Here is a 17339-nt window from a genome sequence, read left to right as displayed (position 1 = left end):
GCGAAGTGCCAGGTGTCATTGTTTTAGCCGGCGGGCGCGGCCAACGCATGGGAGGCGTGGACAAGGCTAGCGTAAGGCTCGCCGGTGAACGCCTCATCGACCGACTGTTGCGCCAGCTTCCTTATGGCGCGCCGGTAGCGGTCGTCTCGCCCTATCGTTTGGGCATGCCCCAGGTGTGCGAAAGCCCCCTCTTCGGCGGGCCAGCTGCAGGTATCGCCGCGGGCCACGCCGCACTGGCTGGTGACGCGAGGGCTACCACAGCAGTCTTTGCCGCCGATGCCCCGGATTCCCCGCAAGTACTGCCTGCCCTCCACAAGGCTCTGGGTAGCTCGGGCGCGGATGTCGCTGTGGCTGCCCTCGACGGGAGCCTACAACCGCTGTGTGCGCTGTGGCGTACTAAGGCCCTCACCCGCGCGCTGGAGGAGCTCGGAGATCCACGCAACAAGCCGGCCATGCACTTACTGAGGCTCGCGGGCACCATCACCGAGGTCGAGGCAACGCCCGCGGTGCGCGATATCGACACCTTGGACGAATTACGTCTACGGCGCGAGCGCCTTGCTACTCAACGATAATCTGGCCGTGCTGCCCTTTCTCCGCGTTCGTCATGAGGTGGTTGACAAAGGAGTAGGTCCCCGGCTCGTTGAAGGTCATCTCCACGAATCCGCCCTGGGCAGGTAGAAGGTCGAGCGCTTGGGAGCCGGAATCCTTCGCGCCCTTAATCAGGTAGGCGCCTTCCTTGTACACGGTGTCGAATTGCTCGCCCACGACGTGGAAGCTCAATGGCAGATCCGGGCCGAGGTTGACCACCCAGATGCGCACGGTATCGCCCACCTTGGCGCGCAGCGGGGCAACATCATACTGGTTGGGATAGTAATTGAAGGCCGTGAGGTCATAGTCGCCGTCGCTGACGCGCTGCGCGTTAGCGCCCTCAGCTTCCTTACCCGCAGAGGCTAGGAAGACCTCGTTCGCCGTCATGACATACTCCGCATCAACGTCTGCCAGGGCATCCTCGCCACGCGGATCAATGATGACCGCTCCCGCCATGCCATTGGCAATGTGCAAGCTCATCGGCATGGTCGAGCAATGATACATCCAGATACCCGCCCTGTGTGCCACGAATTCATAGGTCAGCGATTCACCCGGCTGGATCGACTTCATGTTCTCATCCGGGTTGACCTCACCCGCGTGAAAGTCCACCGAGTGCCCCATCGAGCCCTCGTTTTTGATGGTGATGCGGAACTTATCCCCTACCTTGCCGCGCAAGGTAGGCCCGGGTGCTTGCCCGTTGAAAAGCCACCGGGTTTGGCGCACGCCTGGGGCAACCTCGACTTCTTCCTCAGCCATCACCCACGTTTCCTCATGGAGCTCGCCTTCGGCGGGGGCAAGGGAGGCATCAAAAGCCTTAAAGTTCTCGCGGGCTGCCATGCGCTCGGCAGCCGAGGGCACCGTCGCCGGTGCGCCGGCGGAGCCGGTGCTTTCCGACGCCCCCGCATGATCATGCTCACCGGATGCTGACTCGTCGACGTTGACCATGAACGTCATACCTTGCATCTTGTGCCCGGCGATCGTGCAATAGCCTTCCACAGACTCCTCGATGATTCCGGCGTCGAGCTGCACGGTCTCGCCCGGTTCCACCCGGCCCGTCTCCTCGCGCCCAATCTTGAGGTCATGAACCTGGTCACCGGTGTTGGTGAAATTCACTACGAGGTGACTGCCCGCTGCCACGTCAATGGAGGACGGGACAAAAGCCATGCCCTCCACGGAGACGTCAACAGTCACGGCGTCGGCGGATGCCACCGTAGCTGGGTCCTGCTTGCCTGTGGTCGAGTTGAACACAGCCAGCCCAATGACAGCGAGGAGCGCGACGATGATGATGAGCCAGGACGCCCACTTCTTTTCGGAATGCTCCTTCTTAACGGGCACGCTTGACATGAACTTCTCCTTGAGATGATGCGACGGCCCATGCCAGGGCCACAATATTGGCGATGAGTCCAAGCCCCATCATGATAAGCCCGGCTACAGACACACCTGCAATGCCGAGGAGGCTGAGCACACCGCCCACGTTAATGAGCCCTACTCGCAGGAACCCGGCAATATGCCCGTGCGCGGGACGGGCCGCCCCGGCCAGGATGGGCAGCATGTGATGGAGCACCCCGGTGACCAGCTGCAGCAGGCCGGCGCCCAGAAACGCCGGCATGAGCAGTAGCGTGACCGCGCGTGGGTAGGCCCCTGCGATGGTGGCCGCGGCGTCACCGGCGCAGAGCGCCACCATCCATACCAGCCCCGCCAACGCGGACACACTAGCCGTGGTCTTCTCACCACCAAGCGCACCGGCCAGCACTGGCTGGATGATGAGTACGGCAGCAAGCACGGTGAGCAGCTGCGCCATGCCGGCGGCGCGGGTGAGCCCGGAGGCGTCGGCAAGCATGGCCACCCCCAGCCCCACGCAATGCACGGTCAAAGCCCGGCTGCACCGCACCCGCGCAACCGCTGAGATTGGGGTTCGGGTCAACGTGGGCAACAGCGTGATGACCGTGCCCAGGATGGTAAGAAGGCCGAAGCCCCACATCATCCCGCGTGAGTGCGCGGCCACCAACAGCGAGTAATTCCCTACCCCGTGCGCAGCCAGAATGACCAGTAGCACCGAGAACACCATGAAGCAGGCCGCCGCCAGATAAAAAGGAACGGTCACGGCGAAAGAACCAGACAGAGAGCCCCGGAGCGTGGTCCACAGCGCCCACAGGTGCCATGCAACGGCAGCGATGACCAGTGCCGAGCCACTATCCGAGAGCACGCCCCAGTCATAGCCCGCGCGATCAACAAGGAGAAGAACCAGCCCCACCTGAACCAGGCCTACCCGCGCGCCCACCCCTCGGAAGCCGACCGCCGGAGTGCGGGTGAGCGCCTCCGTGAAATGGGTACTGAACACGAGGATCGCGGTGGTCAGCGCGCCGAGGGTGAATGGGTGGATGAGGTCCCACCACACGACGGGTGCTCCCCCAAAACTTGCCACGGTGATTCCCACGCCGACCGCGATCCAGAACGCGACGAGGCTAAAGGCAAGGGTGTGCCAGCGCCGGCGCGAAGCCAGGGAGACATCACGCAGAGACATATCCGACATTCCTATTTGCACGGATATAATCGTAGTAAATTAGTTGCACGGGCAGCAACGCCCGCCGCCCTAGAACTCGAAAGGAATCCATCAATGAACTTGCCGCTTGTCGACACTTCCAAGGGCCGCGACATTCCCACCCTTAACGCGTCCGAAATCCCTCATGCAGTGCGCCACGGCGCTATCCATGGGGCACTCGGCACCCTCAACGTGGGCGAATCCATGATTCTCATTGCTCCACACGACCCGCTTCCGCTGCTCAAAGAAGTGGACCAGCGCGAAGAATCCTTCGACCGTGAATACCTCAAGAAGGAACCAAAGGAAGTCCATATTAAATTCACGCGGACCGCGTAAAGATGCCGTAACGTAACTCACCATGCGCCGCTTGAAAATTGCTGTCTCTGTTCTCGCCGCCGCGCTGACTGTCGGCGGCTGCTCCTCCAGCTCCGACGAGCCGTTGCAGGTATTTGCCGCGTCCTCCACCCGTGTGCTCAACGACGAACTCTCCAGTGCGTCTGAAACCCCGCTGGCGTTCAACAACGGCGGCTCTTCTGCCCTGGTACAGCAAATCAATGAAGGCGCTCCCGCAGATCTGCTCCTCACGGCTTCCCGGGAGACCATGGATGATGCGACCGCTCAGGGCACCGTCGACACCCCCGTGACCCTAGCCAGCAACGTCATGGTCATGGTCGTGCCGAAGGGCAATCCCTTGGGACTGCGCTCCGCGGCCGACCTGGATCCCTCAGCACACCTCGTGCTCTGCGACCCAAGCGTGCCCTGCGGCGCCATCTCTACGCGCATCATGGAGGCCAACAACTGGGACCTGCACGCTTCCTCCTTGGAGGGACAGGTAGCTGACGTCCTGGGTAAGGTCGCCTCCGGTGAGGCGGACGCCGGGTGGGTCTATTCCACCGATGCCGCCGCTAGCGAGGACGTCGAGGCCATTCCGCTGGACCACGCGGAAGACTTCCGTAACGAGATCATGGGCGCGGTGGTAACTGATTCACCCCGACACGACGAAGCTCAGGATGTCCTCAACCTCCTCGACTCGGATTTTGACAGCACCTGGGAAAAATTCGGTTTTAGCCCGGTGGACTAAGTGTCACGCGTGATATTGCACGAACAGCGCCCGCGGACAACGTGGCCGGTCATCGCCGCCGGCGTGCTTGCTGCGGTCTACATCCTTGCCCCAGTGCTCGCCCTCGGGGTGCGAGTGCCCTGGCCGAAGCTCGCCGACACGCTGAGCGCTCCGGCGACCCATGACCTCCTCCGCGTCAGCCTTTCCGCGGCGGCGTTGTCTACCTTGCTATCCACGATCCTGGGCACCTGTCTGACTCTGTGGCTCCAGCAGCTGCGCCGCGTGTCTCACCTTGTGCGTCTGGTGGTCTATCTCCCTTTGGCCATGCCTCCCGTGGTGGGCGGGTTGGCACTCACCGCGCTGCTCGGGCGCCGCGGACTGCTTGGTCCGGTTTTGGAGCAGGCTGGGCTGCACGTGTCTTTCGCCTTTCCCGGTGTTGTGGCAGCTCACTTATTCGTCACCCTGCCCTTCGTGGTGGTGGCGGTAGATTCTGCGCTGCGGCAGCTCGACCCCGAAGTCGTGGCCAGCGCGCGGGGCATCGGCCTGAGCACACGAACCATCCTTCGGCGCATCATCCTGCCCGCAATCCTCCCTGCCGTGTTCACCGGCGGTGCTCTGGCGTTCGCCCGTTCGCTGGGTGAATTCGGAACGACGATCACCTTCGCCGGATCCCTGCCCGGTTCTACCCAAACCATGCCCAGCGGCATCTACCTTGAGCGCGAGGTCAGCGCGGACAATGCCTATACGCTGTCGGCCGTATTGATCGGGATAGCCATCCTCACGCTCACCGCGGCCGGAATGCCTCTGCTGCTGCGCCGCCGCCACGAGCAAGCTGTGCGCGCTTTGCAACCGATGGACACGGCTGCGCTTCGCACGATGACCTCCCCGCAGGACTCTCCCCGCGATCTCTTAGCCACGGTCGGCGACACCACCACGACGTTCCGTGGCGGGCGCGTGACCGCGGTGGTTGGCCCCAACGGCGCGGGAAAGACCACGTTGATGCGTTTCATTAGCGGGCGCTTACAGGGAGCCCAGACAAATGCCGAGCGTGTGGTCATGCTCTCCCAAGACCCCGGGCTGCCTCCCACCGCCACCGTGGAACAAGCTTTGACCATGGTGACCAAGGATGCACAAAGGACCCAGGAGTTGATGAACGCAGCTGGATTGCAGGAGCTGGGCCATGTTTCCGAGCTTTCCGGCGGACAGGCCGCACAGGTTGCCCTCCTGCGCGCACTTGCGGCGCGCCCGGAGGTCCTGGTCGTGGACGAGCCTTTTGCCGCCATGGACGTCGAATCAGCCGCCCGGTGGCGCCACCTGTTGCGCCTCTCGGCGGCAGACCGCACCACCATCATTGTCACCCACAACCGCGTGGACCTCACCACGCTGGCAGACGACATCGCTGTAATGGAAGCCGGCGAGGTCATCTCGCAAGGACCCGTGGATCAGCTACTGGAGCAGCCCACCACTCATTTCATGGCAGAGCTATCAGGCGTTAATCTGCTACGGGGTAGCCTCCGCGATGGGGTGTTCACTCCTGCTCGCAGCGGTGACCACTGGGCGGCCTTCCCCCAGAGCGCACTGAACTTCGACAGCACCGGGGTGCTGAGCGCCACAATTCTTGCTGACTTAGGCAGCTCAACCCTGGTGGAGATCGATGGCCAACGGGTGACTCTAGACCAACCGGCACGCAGCAAGGCCCCCGGTGAGGTTGTGCCTGTGTTCCTCGATTCCGCTGCTTTAAGGCTTTATGCACTGAAATAGGGGAAGAGCTGCGAGCGGATGTAAGATCCTCGTAGCGTTGTCCAAGGAGAGGCCGTTTATGTCTACGTCATCTGCGCATAGCCCGCGCTCGTCTACTGAGCTTTTTCCCGACACGATGAAGCTCTCCCCCAAGCAGAGCGAGGTACTCTCAACCCTGCAGACATTCCCGCAAGGAGCACGCGCCGCCGAGATTGCACAGGAACTGGGGATGCACGTTAACACCGCGCGCGGCCACCTAGATGAGCTCGTTAACGCCGGCGCGGTGCGGGTAGTTACCGCCCCAGCGCACGGGCGCGGGCGCCCCTCCCTGATCTTCCAAGTACGTGTACCCGACAACCGTTCGGTGGCGGAGGAATACGTCACGCTGATTAGCGTCTTGGTCACAGCGCTGGCGGATAAAGAGCAGCTCAATGACTTTTCTTCCGAGCAAGCACGAGAGATCGGCCGCGCGTGGGCTCAAGCTGCGGCCACGAGCCACGGTGCTGAGGCGCTGGCACCTCTCTACCAGACGATGCGCGATATGGGCTTTGACCCGGTAACTTCGGTGGAGCAATTCGCCGAGGAAGGCCGCACCACCGTGCAACTACACGCCTGCCCGTTCGTCACGGCCGGAATTCAGCCCTCCCCCTTCGTCTGCGCCATCCATGATGGATACCTAGATCAAGCGGCTGCCGATTCCGGCGGGCGGCTGAGCCTGAAGCTCATACCCAAAGCCGGAAACGGCGTGTGCCGAATCGACGTGGAAGAGAGCAGCGAGCTAGGCTAACCGCGCTCGACGGAGACCGGCCCGGCGACCTCCAGCTCCAGCACGCGCAGGTTCTGCCCGCGGGCATCATCGAGGATCTCCTCCTCGATGGGCTCGGTGTGCAGGACCATGACGGTGGGGCCAGCGCCGGAGAGATAGGCGGCGTAGCCGCGGTTGCGCAAGCGGTTCACCCACTCCGCGGTGACCGGCAGGACATCAGCGCGATAGGGCTGGTGCAGGCGGTCGCGGGTACCCTCCCACAGCAGGTCCGGGTAGGTGGTCAGCGCCGCCACGTTTACTGCAGTGCGGGAGACGTTGAAGGCGGCATCGGCATGCGTGACGTGCGAGGGCAGCACGCGGCGCACGGCTTGCGTCGACGCATGAAAGTCCGGTACCAAGGCCGTGGCCTTAATGCTCGGGTGCACGTCCAAGGTCGCGGCACGGTACTCCGGCAGCGAGCGGCCGTCGACAGGCACGGTCGTCCAAGAGACCACGGCGTTGCCCAACACAGAGGCAGCTGCGTTATCCGGATGCCCTTCGAACGCCGAGGACAGCTGCACAACCTGCTGTTCCGAAAGCGGGAATCCCGCTAGGCCATTGCCCGCGGCCACGCCGGCCACCGCGGCAGACGCCGAGGAGCCCAGGCCACGGGACTGCGGGATGTTGTTCGTGCACACCACGCGCAGGCCGGAGACTTCTACGTCGGCAGCCTTCAGCGCTGAGCGGATGGCCTTGACAACGAGGTGGGAGCCGTCGCGCGGCAGCTCGTCAGCGCCCTCGCCGAAGATCTCCACCTCCAGGCCGGAGCAGGTGACTTCCACCTCCACGGTGTCGTAGAGACTCAGCGCAATACCCAGGGTGTCGTAGCCCGGGCCCAGGTTGGCCGAGGATGCCGGAACCTGGACGGTGACCTTGGTGCCTACTTCGATATCGATACTCATTGTTCTCTCTGAGTCCCTATACACCCAGGCGGATGACGGAGTGAACGGCCTTGACCTCATCGAGCTCGCCGAGGGCGGCGACGATATCTTCGAGCACCGCTTCCTTCGCCGCGTGGGTCACCACGATGAGGCGAGCGGTGGCATCGCCGTCCTCCTGGCGCACGGTACGCAGGGAGACCCCGTGGCGGGCAAAGACACCGGAGATGGCAGAAAGCACGCCGGTGCGGTCTTCAACTTCCATGTCGACGTGATAACGAGTTTCCACTTCTCCGAACTCCGCAATAGGTAGGTTGGCGTAGGTGTTCTCCCCCGGCGCTTGGCCGCCGTGGACAATGTTGCGTGCGGCGCCGATGACGTCACCCAGCACAGCCGAAGCCGTCGGGTTGCCGCCGGCGCCGTTGCCGTAGAACATCAGGGAACCGGCGGCCTCCGCCTCGACGAAGATGGCGTTGTAGGACTGGCTGACCGACGCCAACGGGTGATCCTTCGGGACCAGAGTCGGGTGCACGCGGGCATTGACGGATTCCGCGCCGGTCTCTTCATCAACCAAGCGCTCACAAATAGCGAGCAGCTTGATGGAATAGCCAGCTTGGTTGGCAGCCTTGATGTCATCGGCGGTGATCTTGGAAATGCCCTCGCAATAGACGTCGTTGAAGGTCAGGCGGGTGTAGAAGCCAAGGGATGCCAGGATGGCGGCCTTGGAGGCGGCGTCGTGGCCCTCTACGTCCGCGGTGGGATCGGCTTCGGCGTAGCCCAGACGGGTAGCCTCAGCCAGCGCGTCCTCGTAGGAGGCGCCGGTGGTCTCCATGGCGTCCAAGATAAAGTTGGTGGTTCCGTTAACGATTCCGGAGATGCGCTGGATCTTGTCACCGGCCAGGGAACGGCGCAGCATGCCGACGACCGGGATGGCCGCGGCCACCGCAGCCTCGAAGAAGAGGTCGACATCAGCTCGCTCAGCGGCCTCCGCCAGCTCATCCGCGTGCGCGGCCACGAGGGCCTTATTGGCGGTGACCACGGATTTACCGGCATTAAGGGCGGCGAGGACGAGCTCGCGCGGGAAATCAATGCCGCCGATAACCTCGACGACGAGGTCGATATCATCGCGCAGGACGAGCGCCTTGGCGTCGTCCGTGAGCAGCTCCTTCGGCACACCCGGACGAAGCTTGTTCTTGTTGTGCACGGCTACGCCGCGGATCTCCACCGGGCCGCCGATGCGGTGCGCAAAAGCGTCCGCATTCTCCTGCACGAGGCGGAAAACCTCGGCGCCTACGGTGCCAAACCCAAGCAGCGCAATACCTACTGGCTCGCCTTCGGGCTTCTTGCTACGGTTCGTCGTCATGGTGTCCCTTTGTTGAAGTTGCGTTTGATTCTTACGTGCTAGCCCATCACTATACAGAACGAGCTGTCTATTTCTATACAAAATGGCCGGCACTGGGCGCGACCGGCCATGTCATAGTGAATAAAATACGGTGAGCTGTGACAACGCCGCGCTAATCGACGTCCAACGCCAGCAAGTCCTCCACCGTCTCCCGGCGCAGCATGAGCTGGGCCTTGCCGTCGCGCACGGACACAACCGCCGGGCGCAGAGCACCGTTATAGCGCGAGGCCATCATGTACTGATAGGCGCCGGTGGTGGCGAAGGCGAGGAGATCGCCGGTGGTGATATCCGAGGGGAAACGGCGCTCGTTGACCAGGATGTCACCGGACTCGCAGTGGAAGCCCACGATGCGTGAATCCACCGGCTCGCCCTGGGTGCGGCGGTTGACAACGCGCACGTCGTACTCCGAGCCATAAAGCGCTGGGCGGATGTTATCGGACATGCCGCCGTCCACGGAGAGGTAGCGGCGCATCGGCAGATCCGCCTTGCCGGTTTCTACATCCTTGACCGTGCCCACGCGGTACACGGTGACCGCAGAGGCACCGACCAGGGAGCGGCCGGGTTCCACCAGTACGAAGGGTGGCGTGATGTCGAGCTCGGTGGCGGTGCGCTCCACGGCGTCGAGCAGATCCTTGGCCAGCGTGGCGACGTCGAGCGCTTCCTCATACTCCATGTAGGGAATGCCGAAGCCGCCGCCCAAGTCCAGCTCCTCAAGAGCAACGCCGAGCTCGGAGTGAATGCGCTTGTACAGGCTGAGCACACGCTCGGCGGCCAGCTTGAAGCCATCGGCATTAAACACCGAAGAACCCACGTGGCAGTGCAGGCCCACGAGCTTCAGGTTCGCGGATTCCAGCACCTTCTGCGCGGCGTTGAAGGCTGCACCGGTGGACAGAGAAATGCCGAACTTCTGATCCTCGTGCGCCGTGGCGATGAACTCGTGGGTATGCGCATCCACGCCGGGCTTCACGCGGATCATCACCGGCTGGACGCGGCCAGCGGATGCCGCGATGCTATTGAGGCGCGAAAGCTCCTCCTCGTTGTCGAGGACGACGTGTCCGATACCGTTGCCCACGCACAGCTGCAGGTACTCGTCTTCCTTGTTGTTGCCGTGGGCGGTCATGCGCTCCGCCGGGAAGCCTGCGGCCAGGGCCAGCTTGGCCTCATTGAGGGAGGCCACGTCGAGGCACAAGCCCTCCTCGTCAACCCAGCGCACGATGCGCTTGGTAATGAAGGCCTTGGAGGCATAGTGCACGTGGTCGGGCCCGCCGAAGGCTTGGGCCATATCCCGGCAACGCGAGCGGAAGTCCTGCTCGTCGAAAACGTAGAGCGGGGTGCCATATTCTGCGGCCAACTCGGTCAGAGCCACACCGCCAATCGAGACCACGCCATTAGAGTCTCGAGCGGCGTTGCGCGGCCACACGTGGGCCGGAAGAGAATTGAAATCAGTCATCGATACCTTTTCTTACATCTTTTCCGGCGCGCTGACCCCGACCATGGTCAAGGCATTCGCCATGACCTGGCGGGTGGCTGCAGCCAGGGCGAGGCGTGCGGAGTGGATCGGCTCGGTCTCTTCGCCTGCCTTCGGCAGCACCTGGCACTGGTCGTAGAAGCGGTGGAACACGGCGGCGAGCTCCTCGGCGTAGCGCGCGATGCGGTGCGGTTCGCGCAGCGTGGCGGCGGTGGCCACAACCTCGGGGAACTCGCCCAGGGTGCGGATGAGGTCGCCTTCCTTGTCGTGGGTGAGGAGGTCGAGGGGGGCGTCGCCAAGCGCGGCAGTGTCGAAGCCCAGGTCCGTGGCCTTGCGCAGGATCGAGCAGATGCGGGCGTGGCCATACTGCACGTAGTAGACCGGGTTATCGGACGACTGGGAGGCCCACAGGCCCAAGTCGATATCCAGGCTGGAGTCCACGGAGGAGCGCACCAGCGAGTAGCGCGCGCCGTCCACACCGATGGCCTCGACAAGGTCATCCAAGGTAATCACTGTGCCCGCGCGCTTGGACATCTTGACCGCTTTACCATCGCGGACCAGGTTCACCATCTGGCCGATGAGCACCTCGACGGCCTCCGGGTCATAACCCAAAGCCTGGGCCGAGGCGCGCAAGCGGGCGATGTAACCGTGGTGGTCAGCACCGAGCATGTAGATAGCCAGGTCGTGGCCGCGGTCGAATTTATCGGCCACGTAGGCGATATCGCCGGCGATATAGGCGGCATTGCCATCGGACTTGATGACCACGCGGTCCTTATCATCGCCGTATTCGGTGGACTTCAGCCACCACGCACCCTCGGCTTCGTAGAGTTTGCCGTTGTCCTTGAGCGTCTGGATAGCCTTCTCCACGGCACCGGATTCGAAGAGGGAATTCTCGTGGAAGTACACGTCGAAGTCCACGCCGAACTCGTGGAGGGACTCCTTGATCTGGGCAAACATCATCTCCACGCCGTCAGCGCGGAAGTTCTCCTGGACCTCGGCATCGCTGCCCTCAAGGGCGCTGGGGTTCTTCTCCACTACCGCCTGCGCGATGTCCTTGATGTAGTCTCCGCCGTAGCCATCCTCCGGGGTGGGCTCGCCCTTGGCCGCGGCCACGAGGGAGCGAGCAAAACGGTCGATCTGTCCGCCGTGATCGTTAAAGTAGTACTCGCGGGTCACGTCCGCACCGGAGGCCTCGAGCACGCGGCCGAGTGAGTCACCCACGGCGGCCCAACGGGTACCACCTAGGTGGATGGGACCAGTCGGGTTCGCGGAGACGAACTCCAGGTTGATCTTCTTGCCCTGGTAGGTGGAGTTGCTGCCGAAGTCCGTACCCGCATTGAGAACCTGCGCCACGATGGCACCTTGCGCGGCGGCAGCGAGGCGAATGTTGAGGAATCCCGGGCCCGCGATGGAGGCCTCATCGATGGCGTCGTTGCCTGCAAGGGCGTCGGCAAGCCACTGCGCCAACTCGCGCGGCTGGGCGCCAGCCTTCTTAGCCACCTGGAGGGCCAGGTTGGTGGCGTAATCGCCGTGCTCCGGGTTGCGCGGGCGCTCCACGGTCACGGTCTCTGGCAGGACTGAGGCGTCCAGCTCATGCTCGGTGAGCACGGCGGCAGCGGTGTTCTTGATCAGGACGGAAAGATCTTCAGGATTCATAGGGCCAAAGTCTATCGTCCCCGCCGCTGGGAGGCACTATCAGGTCGCGGACGTTAGCAAGGTCACCCACCCCCCGTAGTGTGAATCCGGCGACACAAGCACTCGCATGGTTTTACCCTAAACTTGATATCTGAACCGATTTATTCTTTCGCCTCTCTCGCCCGGCCGAAACTTGTGGTGCCACACCGCGGGGACCACCGCAGGGACGCCGGCGGGACTCAACCTGAAGTGAGCGTTATGTCTACATTCACAATCACCACCGACGCCATCGCTGGCAACGTCGGGCTTACCGCGCTGGTGTCCACGCTGCCGCTCATCGCGTTCTTCATCATGCTCCTGGGGATCAAGGCCCGCGCCCACACCTCGGGTGCGGTAGCGCTTCTCGTAGCGGTTCTCATCGCCATTTTCGGCATGGGCATGCCAACCGGCATGGCTTTGTCCTCCGCGGTGCGCGGCGGGCTCTTCGGCCTCTTCCCCATCGTCTGGGTGATCATCACCGCCATCTGGTTCTACGAAGTGACCGTGGCTTCCGGACGATTCAGTGACCTGCGCAAGACCTTTGACTTGCTGGGCGATGGCGATATCCGCATCCAGGCCATCCTCATCGCCTTCTGCTTCGGCGGCCTGCTGGAGGCCCTCGCCGGCTTCGGCGCCCCCGTGGCGATTACGGCGACCATGATCCTGGCCTTGGGTGTTAAGCCGCTCAAGGCGGCCACCACGGTGCTCATTGCCAACACCGCGCCCGTGGCCTTCGGCGCGGTGGGCATCCCAGTCACCACCGCGGGCTCGGTCGGCGGGCGCACCGCCGAGCAGACCGCTGACATCGCCGCGTTGATTTCCCTCCAGGTCCTGCTCATTGCCGCCGTCGTGCCTTTCTTCATCCTCTTTATCCTTGACGGCATGCGCGGTGTTAAGGAGGCCGGCCCCGCCGCGGCCGTCATCGGCATCTCCTTCGCCATTGCCCAGTGGGCCGCGGCTACCTTCTTCGCCTACCAGCTCACCAACGTCGTGGCCTGCATCGTCTCCCTCGGCGCGGGCTTCATCTTCCTGCGTGTGTGGAAGCCCAAGGGTGTCGACAGCCTGCGCGAGCGCATGGAGCTGCCCGCCCAGGAGGAGGTCACGGATCTCAACAGCAGCCGCATTTGGATGGCCCTGCTGCCCTATGCCGTGGTCACCGCTGTCTTCGCCATCGCCACCGCATGGCCGGCCATCTTCGGCTTCCTCCAGGTCAACGTTGCCTGGCCGCTTCTCGACGGCACCGTCTTCGACGCCGAAGGCCACGCCATGGACACCGCCTTCACGTTCAACGTGCTGGGCAACCCGGGAACCCTACTGCTGATTTCCGGCATCATCGTGGCCCTTATCTACATGACCTTCAACGAGAACGGCCGCTACAAGCTGGACGCCTCCGCGCCGCTGACCAAGTTCGGCGAGGTTGTCTCCCGCATGAAGTTCTCCGCGCTGACCATCATCCTGGTCCTCGCACTGGCCTACACCATGAACTACTCCGGCCAAACCATCTCCATCGGCCAGTTCGTGGCTTCTGTCGGCGGCATCTTCGCGCTCTTCTCCCCCGTCCTGGGCTGGATCGGCACCGCCGTCACCGGCTCGGATACCTCCGCCAACGCACTCTTTGCCAACCTGCAGGTCACCGCCGCCGAGCGCATCGGCGTCAATCCGGACCTCATGCTGGCCGCCAATACCTCCGGTGGCGTTGTGGGCAAGATGATCTCCCCGCAGTCACTGGCCATCGCCGCCACCGCCGTGCAGATGGAGGGCGAGGAATCCCGCATCTTCAAGGCGGTCGTGGGCTACTCCGTGGCCTTCCTCGCCGTCGTGTGCGTCATCGTCTTCCTCATGACCAACGTGCTGGGCTTCTTGGTCCCCTAAAAGGGTTTAGCCATAAAGTTCTACACCACTAACTACCCCCAGATTCGGGCGTCTTCATCGCCCAGTCTGGGGGTTGCCTCATATCGGCCGCGACCGCTGCGACCATCACCGCACGTTAGGAATTTCACAACATTAGTGTTGCGATAAAAAGCCAGGTAGGAGGGGTAATCCTGTGTCGATAATGTGAGTTTTGGGCGGTAGGCTCAAAGGTACACACTCGAAAAATGCCCAGTGCGGCTGTCCTGGTAGCGCGCATCCGAGCACAACTCCGCTGTGCACAGCACGGGACAAGCCACATGGAGGCAGATTAAGGAGCGCTCACAAATGCGAATAGCATTGTTTTCCACCTGCATCGGTGACTCACTTTTCCCCGATGCCCACAAGGCCACGGCCCTGATCCTCTCCCGCCTGGGCTACGACGTCGTCTTCCCCGAGGAACAGACTTGTTGCGGCCAGATGCACATCAACACCGGCTACCAGGAGCAGACCTTGGGCATGATCCGCACCTATGCGGACGCCTTCGCGGATCCCTCCATTGATTACGTGGTTTCTGCCTCCGGCTCCTGCGTGGGCGCCGTGCGCGAGCAGCACGAGATGATCGCAAACCGCTTCGGCACCTCCGCCGATGTGGACGGCGCCAAGAAGGCTGCCGGCAAGACCCTGGACTTGCCGGAGTTTCTTGTCGACGTCGCCGGTGTCACCAATGTCGGAGCCTTCTTCCCCCACCGCGTGACCTATCACCCTTCGTGCCACGGCCTGCGCTTCCTCAAACTGGGTGACCGCCCCTACCAGCTTCTTAAGGAGGTCGAAGGAATCGACCTCGTCCAGCTACCTAATGCGGAGGAATGCTGTGGTTTCGGCGGCACCTTCGCTCTTAAGAACGCCGAGGTTTCTGCAGCGATGGTCGGTGATAAGACCCGCCACATTCGTGAAACCGAGGCCGAATATATTACCGGCGGTGACTCCTCCTGCCTGATGAACATTGGAGGCGCTCTGGCTCGCCAGCGCTCCGGTGTTCGCGCTATCCACCTGGCGGAAATCCTCGCCTCCACCAAGGAACACCCGTGGACTCCCACCTCCGCGGCCTACTCCAAGGAGAAGATGCTCTAATGACTTCCTTCCTCGACACCACCCCTCCCCGAGCCCCAGAAGGCTACGGCAACCTGCGCGGTTCGAAGGCGTTCGTGCCGCTGGCACACGTTGGCCTCAATAACGCCACCCAGCGCCGCAACCTGCACCACGCCACCACCACCATTCGCAACAAGCGCCAGCACGCCGTTGATGAAACCCCGGACTGGGAGCAGCTGCGCGACGCCGGCTCCGCACTCAAGGATGACGTTGCTGTCCGCATGGGCGAGCTGCTGCTCCAGTTCGAAGAGCAGGTAACCAAGCGCGGCGGCATTGTCCACTGGGCACGCGATGCCAAGGAAGCCAACAAGATCATTGAGGGCCTTATCCGCGAAACCGGTGAGACCGACGTGGTCAAGATCAAGTCCATGGCCACCCAGGAGATCGCGCTCAACGAGCACCTGGAAGAGGTCGGTATCCACGCCCAGGAGACTGACCTGGCGGAGCTCATCGTCCAGCTGGGTGAGGATAAGCCTTCCCACATTCTGGTCCCGGCCATCCACCGCAACCGCGCGGAGATTCGGGACATCTTTGTCAACAAGATGCCGAACACCGATGACTCCCTCAAGGCCGAGCCGGCGGAGTTGGCTGAGGCTTCCCGCAGCTTCCTGCGCGAGCAGTTCATGAAGGCCAAGGTCGCCATCTCCGGCGCTAACTTTGGTGTGGCTGAGACCGGCACTATCAACATCGTGGAATCCGAGGGCAACGGCCGCATGTGCCTGACCCTGCCGGAGACCCTCATTACCGTGATGGGCATTGAGAAGCTGGTCCCGACCTTCCAGGACCTCGAAGTCTTCCTGCAGCTGCTGCCGCGCTCCTCCACTGCTGAGCGCATGAACCCGTACACGTCGATGTGGTCCGGTGTGACCGAAGGCGACGGCCCGCAGAACTTCCACATCGTGCTTCTGGACAATGGCCGCACCGCAGCCCTGTCCTCCCCCAAGGGCCACGAAGCACTCAAGTGCATTCGCTGCTCTGCCTGCCTGAACGTCTGCCCGGTCTACGAGCGCGCCGGCGGACACGCCTACGGCTCTGTCTACCCGGGCCCAATTGGCATCTCCCTGACGCCGCAGCTAACAGGTATGAAGGACCACAACGATCCGTCGGCAAGCTTGCCTTATGCCTGCTCCCTGTGTGGCCGCTGCGACGAGGTTTGCCCGGTGCGCATCCCGCTCTCCCAAGTCATTTTGGAGAACCGCTACCAGAAGGTCACTAACGCCACCCCGCCAGTGGAGGAAAAGCTCTTCCAAGTCGTGGAGCTGGTGTGGAAGAACCCGAAGATCTGGAACCAGATCACCCACATGGTGGCGCTCGGCCGTGTCCTCGGTGGCTTCAACGGAGTCATCGACAAGCTACCGCTGTTCATGTCTGGTTGGTCCGAGGTACGCGATACTGCCGTTCCTCCGAAGAAGTCCTTCCGCCAATGGTTCAACTCTGACGAAGCTCAAGAACTCCTCGCCCAAGCCAAGAAGGAGGGCATCAAGTGACCACCGCCAAAGAGGAAATCCTCAACCGCATTGCCGCCGCCCAAAAGCAGGCCGGTTTGCCGGACCACGTAGACATCCCGCGCGAATATCAGAAGGAAGGCACGCTCAACGAAGAGGAGCTACGCGAGATGCTGGTGGACCGCCTCGAAGACTACAAGGCTGATGTACACGTCACCGATGAGTCCGGCCTGAACTCCACCCTCGTGGACATCCTGAAGGAGCGCGGCTGCTCGAATGTCGTCTACGCACCTGGCATGGACGCTGGGCTTCTCGACGGCTTCGAAGGCACCATCACCCCGGATGACAACGCCAAGGACCCGCGTGAGCTCGACGCTGTCGACGCCGTGGTGACCGAATCTCACGTCACCTCCGCGCAGACCGGCACCATCGTGCTCGAATCCAATGAGACCTGTGGCCATCGCGCGCTGACCTTGGTGCCGGACCGTCACGTGTGCATCGTGCGCAAGAACCAGATTGTCTACGGTGTCCCGGAGATGGTTTCCCGCATGAACCCGGAGCGCCCGGCAACGTGGATCTCGGGCCCTTCCGCGACCTCGGATATCGAGCTCTCCCGCGTGGAAGGTGTCCACGGCCCGCGCGATCTCATTGTGGTGATTGTTAAGTAGTGAGGCTTTCGGGGGCACCCGCCCTGTATGAGAGCTCGGCTCACATCACCCCTGACGCATAGGATAAGG

General features: G+C 62.8%; 15 protein-coding genes. 9 read left to right on the top strand and 6 right to left on the bottom strand.

Going from position 1 to position 17339, the window contains the following annotated elements; all coding sequences use genetic code 11:
* Positions 1-5 precede the first annotated feature (5 nt).
* A complete protein-coding gene (locus tag HMPREF2967_RS08690) occupies positions 6-572 on the top strand; it encodes a molybdenum cofactor guanylyltransferase (RefSeq protein WP_070686071.1) in 567 nt (188 codons plus the stop codon).
* Here the strand turns inward: HMPREF2967_RS08690 and HMPREF2967_RS08685 are convergent.
* Both HMPREF2967_RS08685 and HMPREF2967_RS08680 read right to left on the bottom strand, forming a co-directional pair.
* Positions 559-1932, bottom strand: a complete 1374-nt coding sequence (locus HMPREF2967_RS08685) for a multicopper oxidase domain-containing protein (RefSeq protein WP_070686069.1) — start codon at positions 1930-1932, stop codon at positions 559-561. The two genes, HMPREF2967_RS08690 and HMPREF2967_RS08685, sit on opposite strands and share 14 nt — an antisense overlap.
* Positions 1913-3112, bottom strand: a complete 1200-nt coding sequence (locus tag HMPREF2967_RS08680) for a beta-carotene 15,15'-monooxygenase (protein ID WP_070686067.1) — start codon at positions 3110-3112, stop codon at positions 1913-1915. The genes HMPREF2967_RS08685 and HMPREF2967_RS08680 overlap by 20 nt, the downstream gene beginning before the upstream one ends.
* Positions 3113-3205: 93 nt before the next feature.
* Here HMPREF2967_RS08680 and HMPREF2967_RS08675 point away from each other — a divergent pair, with 93 nt between their 5' ends.
* The 4 genes from HMPREF2967_RS08675 to HMPREF2967_RS08660 are packed head-to-tail and all read left to right on the top strand — an operon-like array spanning position 3206 to position 6717.
* A complete protein-coding gene (locus HMPREF2967_RS08675) occupies positions 3206-3466 on the top strand; it encodes a DUF2249 domain-containing protein (RefSeq protein WP_046648919.1) in 261 nt (86 codons plus the stop codon).
* A gap of 22 nt (positions 3467-3488) precedes the next feature.
* A complete protein-coding gene (modA, locus tag HMPREF2967_RS08670; RefSeq protein ID WP_046648918.1) occupies positions 3489-4211 on the top strand; it encodes a molybdate ABC transporter substrate-binding protein in 723 nt (240 codons plus the stop codon).
* Positions 4212-4220: 9 nt separating this feature from the next.
* Positions 4221-5951: an ATP-binding cassette domain-containing protein gene (locus tag HMPREF2967_RS08665; protein ID WP_232770800.1), complete on the top strand. Its 1731-nt coding sequence runs from the start codon at positions 4221-4223 to the stop codon at positions 5949-5951.
* A 58-nt stretch (positions 5952-6009) separates the two neighbouring features.
* Positions 6010-6717 carry a helix-turn-helix transcriptional regulator gene (locus HMPREF2967_RS08660; RefSeq protein WP_070563220.1) on the top strand — a complete coding sequence of 236 codons (708 nt, stop codon included), beginning with the start codon at positions 6010-6012 and terminating at the stop codon, positions 6715-6717.
* Here HMPREF2967_RS08660 and thrB read toward each other — a convergent pair.
* From thrB to argS, 4 genes are all read right to left on the bottom strand, one after another.
* Positions 6714-7637, bottom strand: coding sequence for a homoserine kinase (gene thrB, locus HMPREF2967_RS08655; RefSeq protein WP_070686063.1), 924 nt, complete (start codon positions 7635-7637; stop codon positions 6714-6716). The two genes, HMPREF2967_RS08660 and thrB, sit on opposite strands and share 4 nt — an antisense overlap.
* A 16-nt stretch (positions 7638-7653) precedes the next feature.
* On the bottom strand, positions 7654-8976 hold the full coding sequence (locus tag HMPREF2967_RS08650) for a homoserine dehydrogenase (RefSeq protein ID WP_070686062.1): 1323 nt from the start codon (positions 8974-8976) through the stop codon (positions 7654-7656).
* Positions 8977-9127: 151 nt separating this feature from the next.
* Positions 9128-10465 (bottom strand): diaminopimelate decarboxylase, encoded by a 1338-nt coding sequence (lysA, locus tag HMPREF2967_RS08645; RefSeq protein WP_070686059.1) that lies wholly within the window; start codon positions 10463-10465, stop codon positions 9128-9130.
* 12 nt (positions 10466-10477) lie between these two features.
* Positions 10478-12139: an arginine--tRNA ligase gene (argS, locus tag HMPREF2967_RS08640; RefSeq protein WP_070686058.1), complete on the bottom strand. Its 1662-nt coding sequence runs from the start codon at positions 12137-12139 to the stop codon at positions 10478-10480.
* Positions 12140-12376: 237 nt separating this feature from the next.
* Between argS and HMPREF2967_RS08635 the strand changes: the two genes are divergently transcribed.
* From HMPREF2967_RS08635 to HMPREF2967_RS08620, 4 genes are all read left to right on the top strand, one after another.
* Positions 12377-14029, top strand: coding sequence for an L-lactate permease (locus tag HMPREF2967_RS08635; RefSeq protein ID WP_070525138.1), 1653 nt, complete (start codon positions 12377-12379; stop codon positions 14027-14029).
* A gap of 324 nt (positions 14030-14353) precedes the next feature.
* Complete coding sequence (locus tag HMPREF2967_RS08630; RefSeq protein WP_070525136.1) at positions 14354-15139, top strand: (Fe-S)-binding protein; 786 nt, start codon at positions 14354-14356, stop codon at positions 15137-15139.
* Positions 15139-16644, top strand: coding sequence for a LutB/LldF family L-lactate oxidation iron-sulfur protein (locus tag HMPREF2967_RS08625; RefSeq protein ID WP_070525134.1), 1506 nt, complete (start codon positions 15139-15141; stop codon positions 16642-16644). The genes HMPREF2967_RS08630 and HMPREF2967_RS08625 overlap by 1 nt, the downstream gene beginning before the upstream one ends.
* Entirely contained in the window at positions 16641-17270 is a 630-nt protein-coding gene (locus HMPREF2967_RS08620; protein ID WP_070686057.1) for a LutC/YkgG family protein, read from the top strand. The genes HMPREF2967_RS08625 and HMPREF2967_RS08620 overlap by 4 nt, the downstream gene beginning before the upstream one ends.
* Positions 17271-17339: the final 69 nt, after the last annotated feature.

Origin of the sequence: Corynebacterium sp. HMSC059E07, from assembly GCF_001814395.1 — a bacterium.
Classification (GTDB): Bacteria; Actinomycetota; Actinomycetes; order Mycobacteriales; family Mycobacteriaceae; genus Corynebacterium; species Corynebacterium hesseae.
This window is presented reverse-complemented; position numbering and strand designations above follow the sequence as displayed.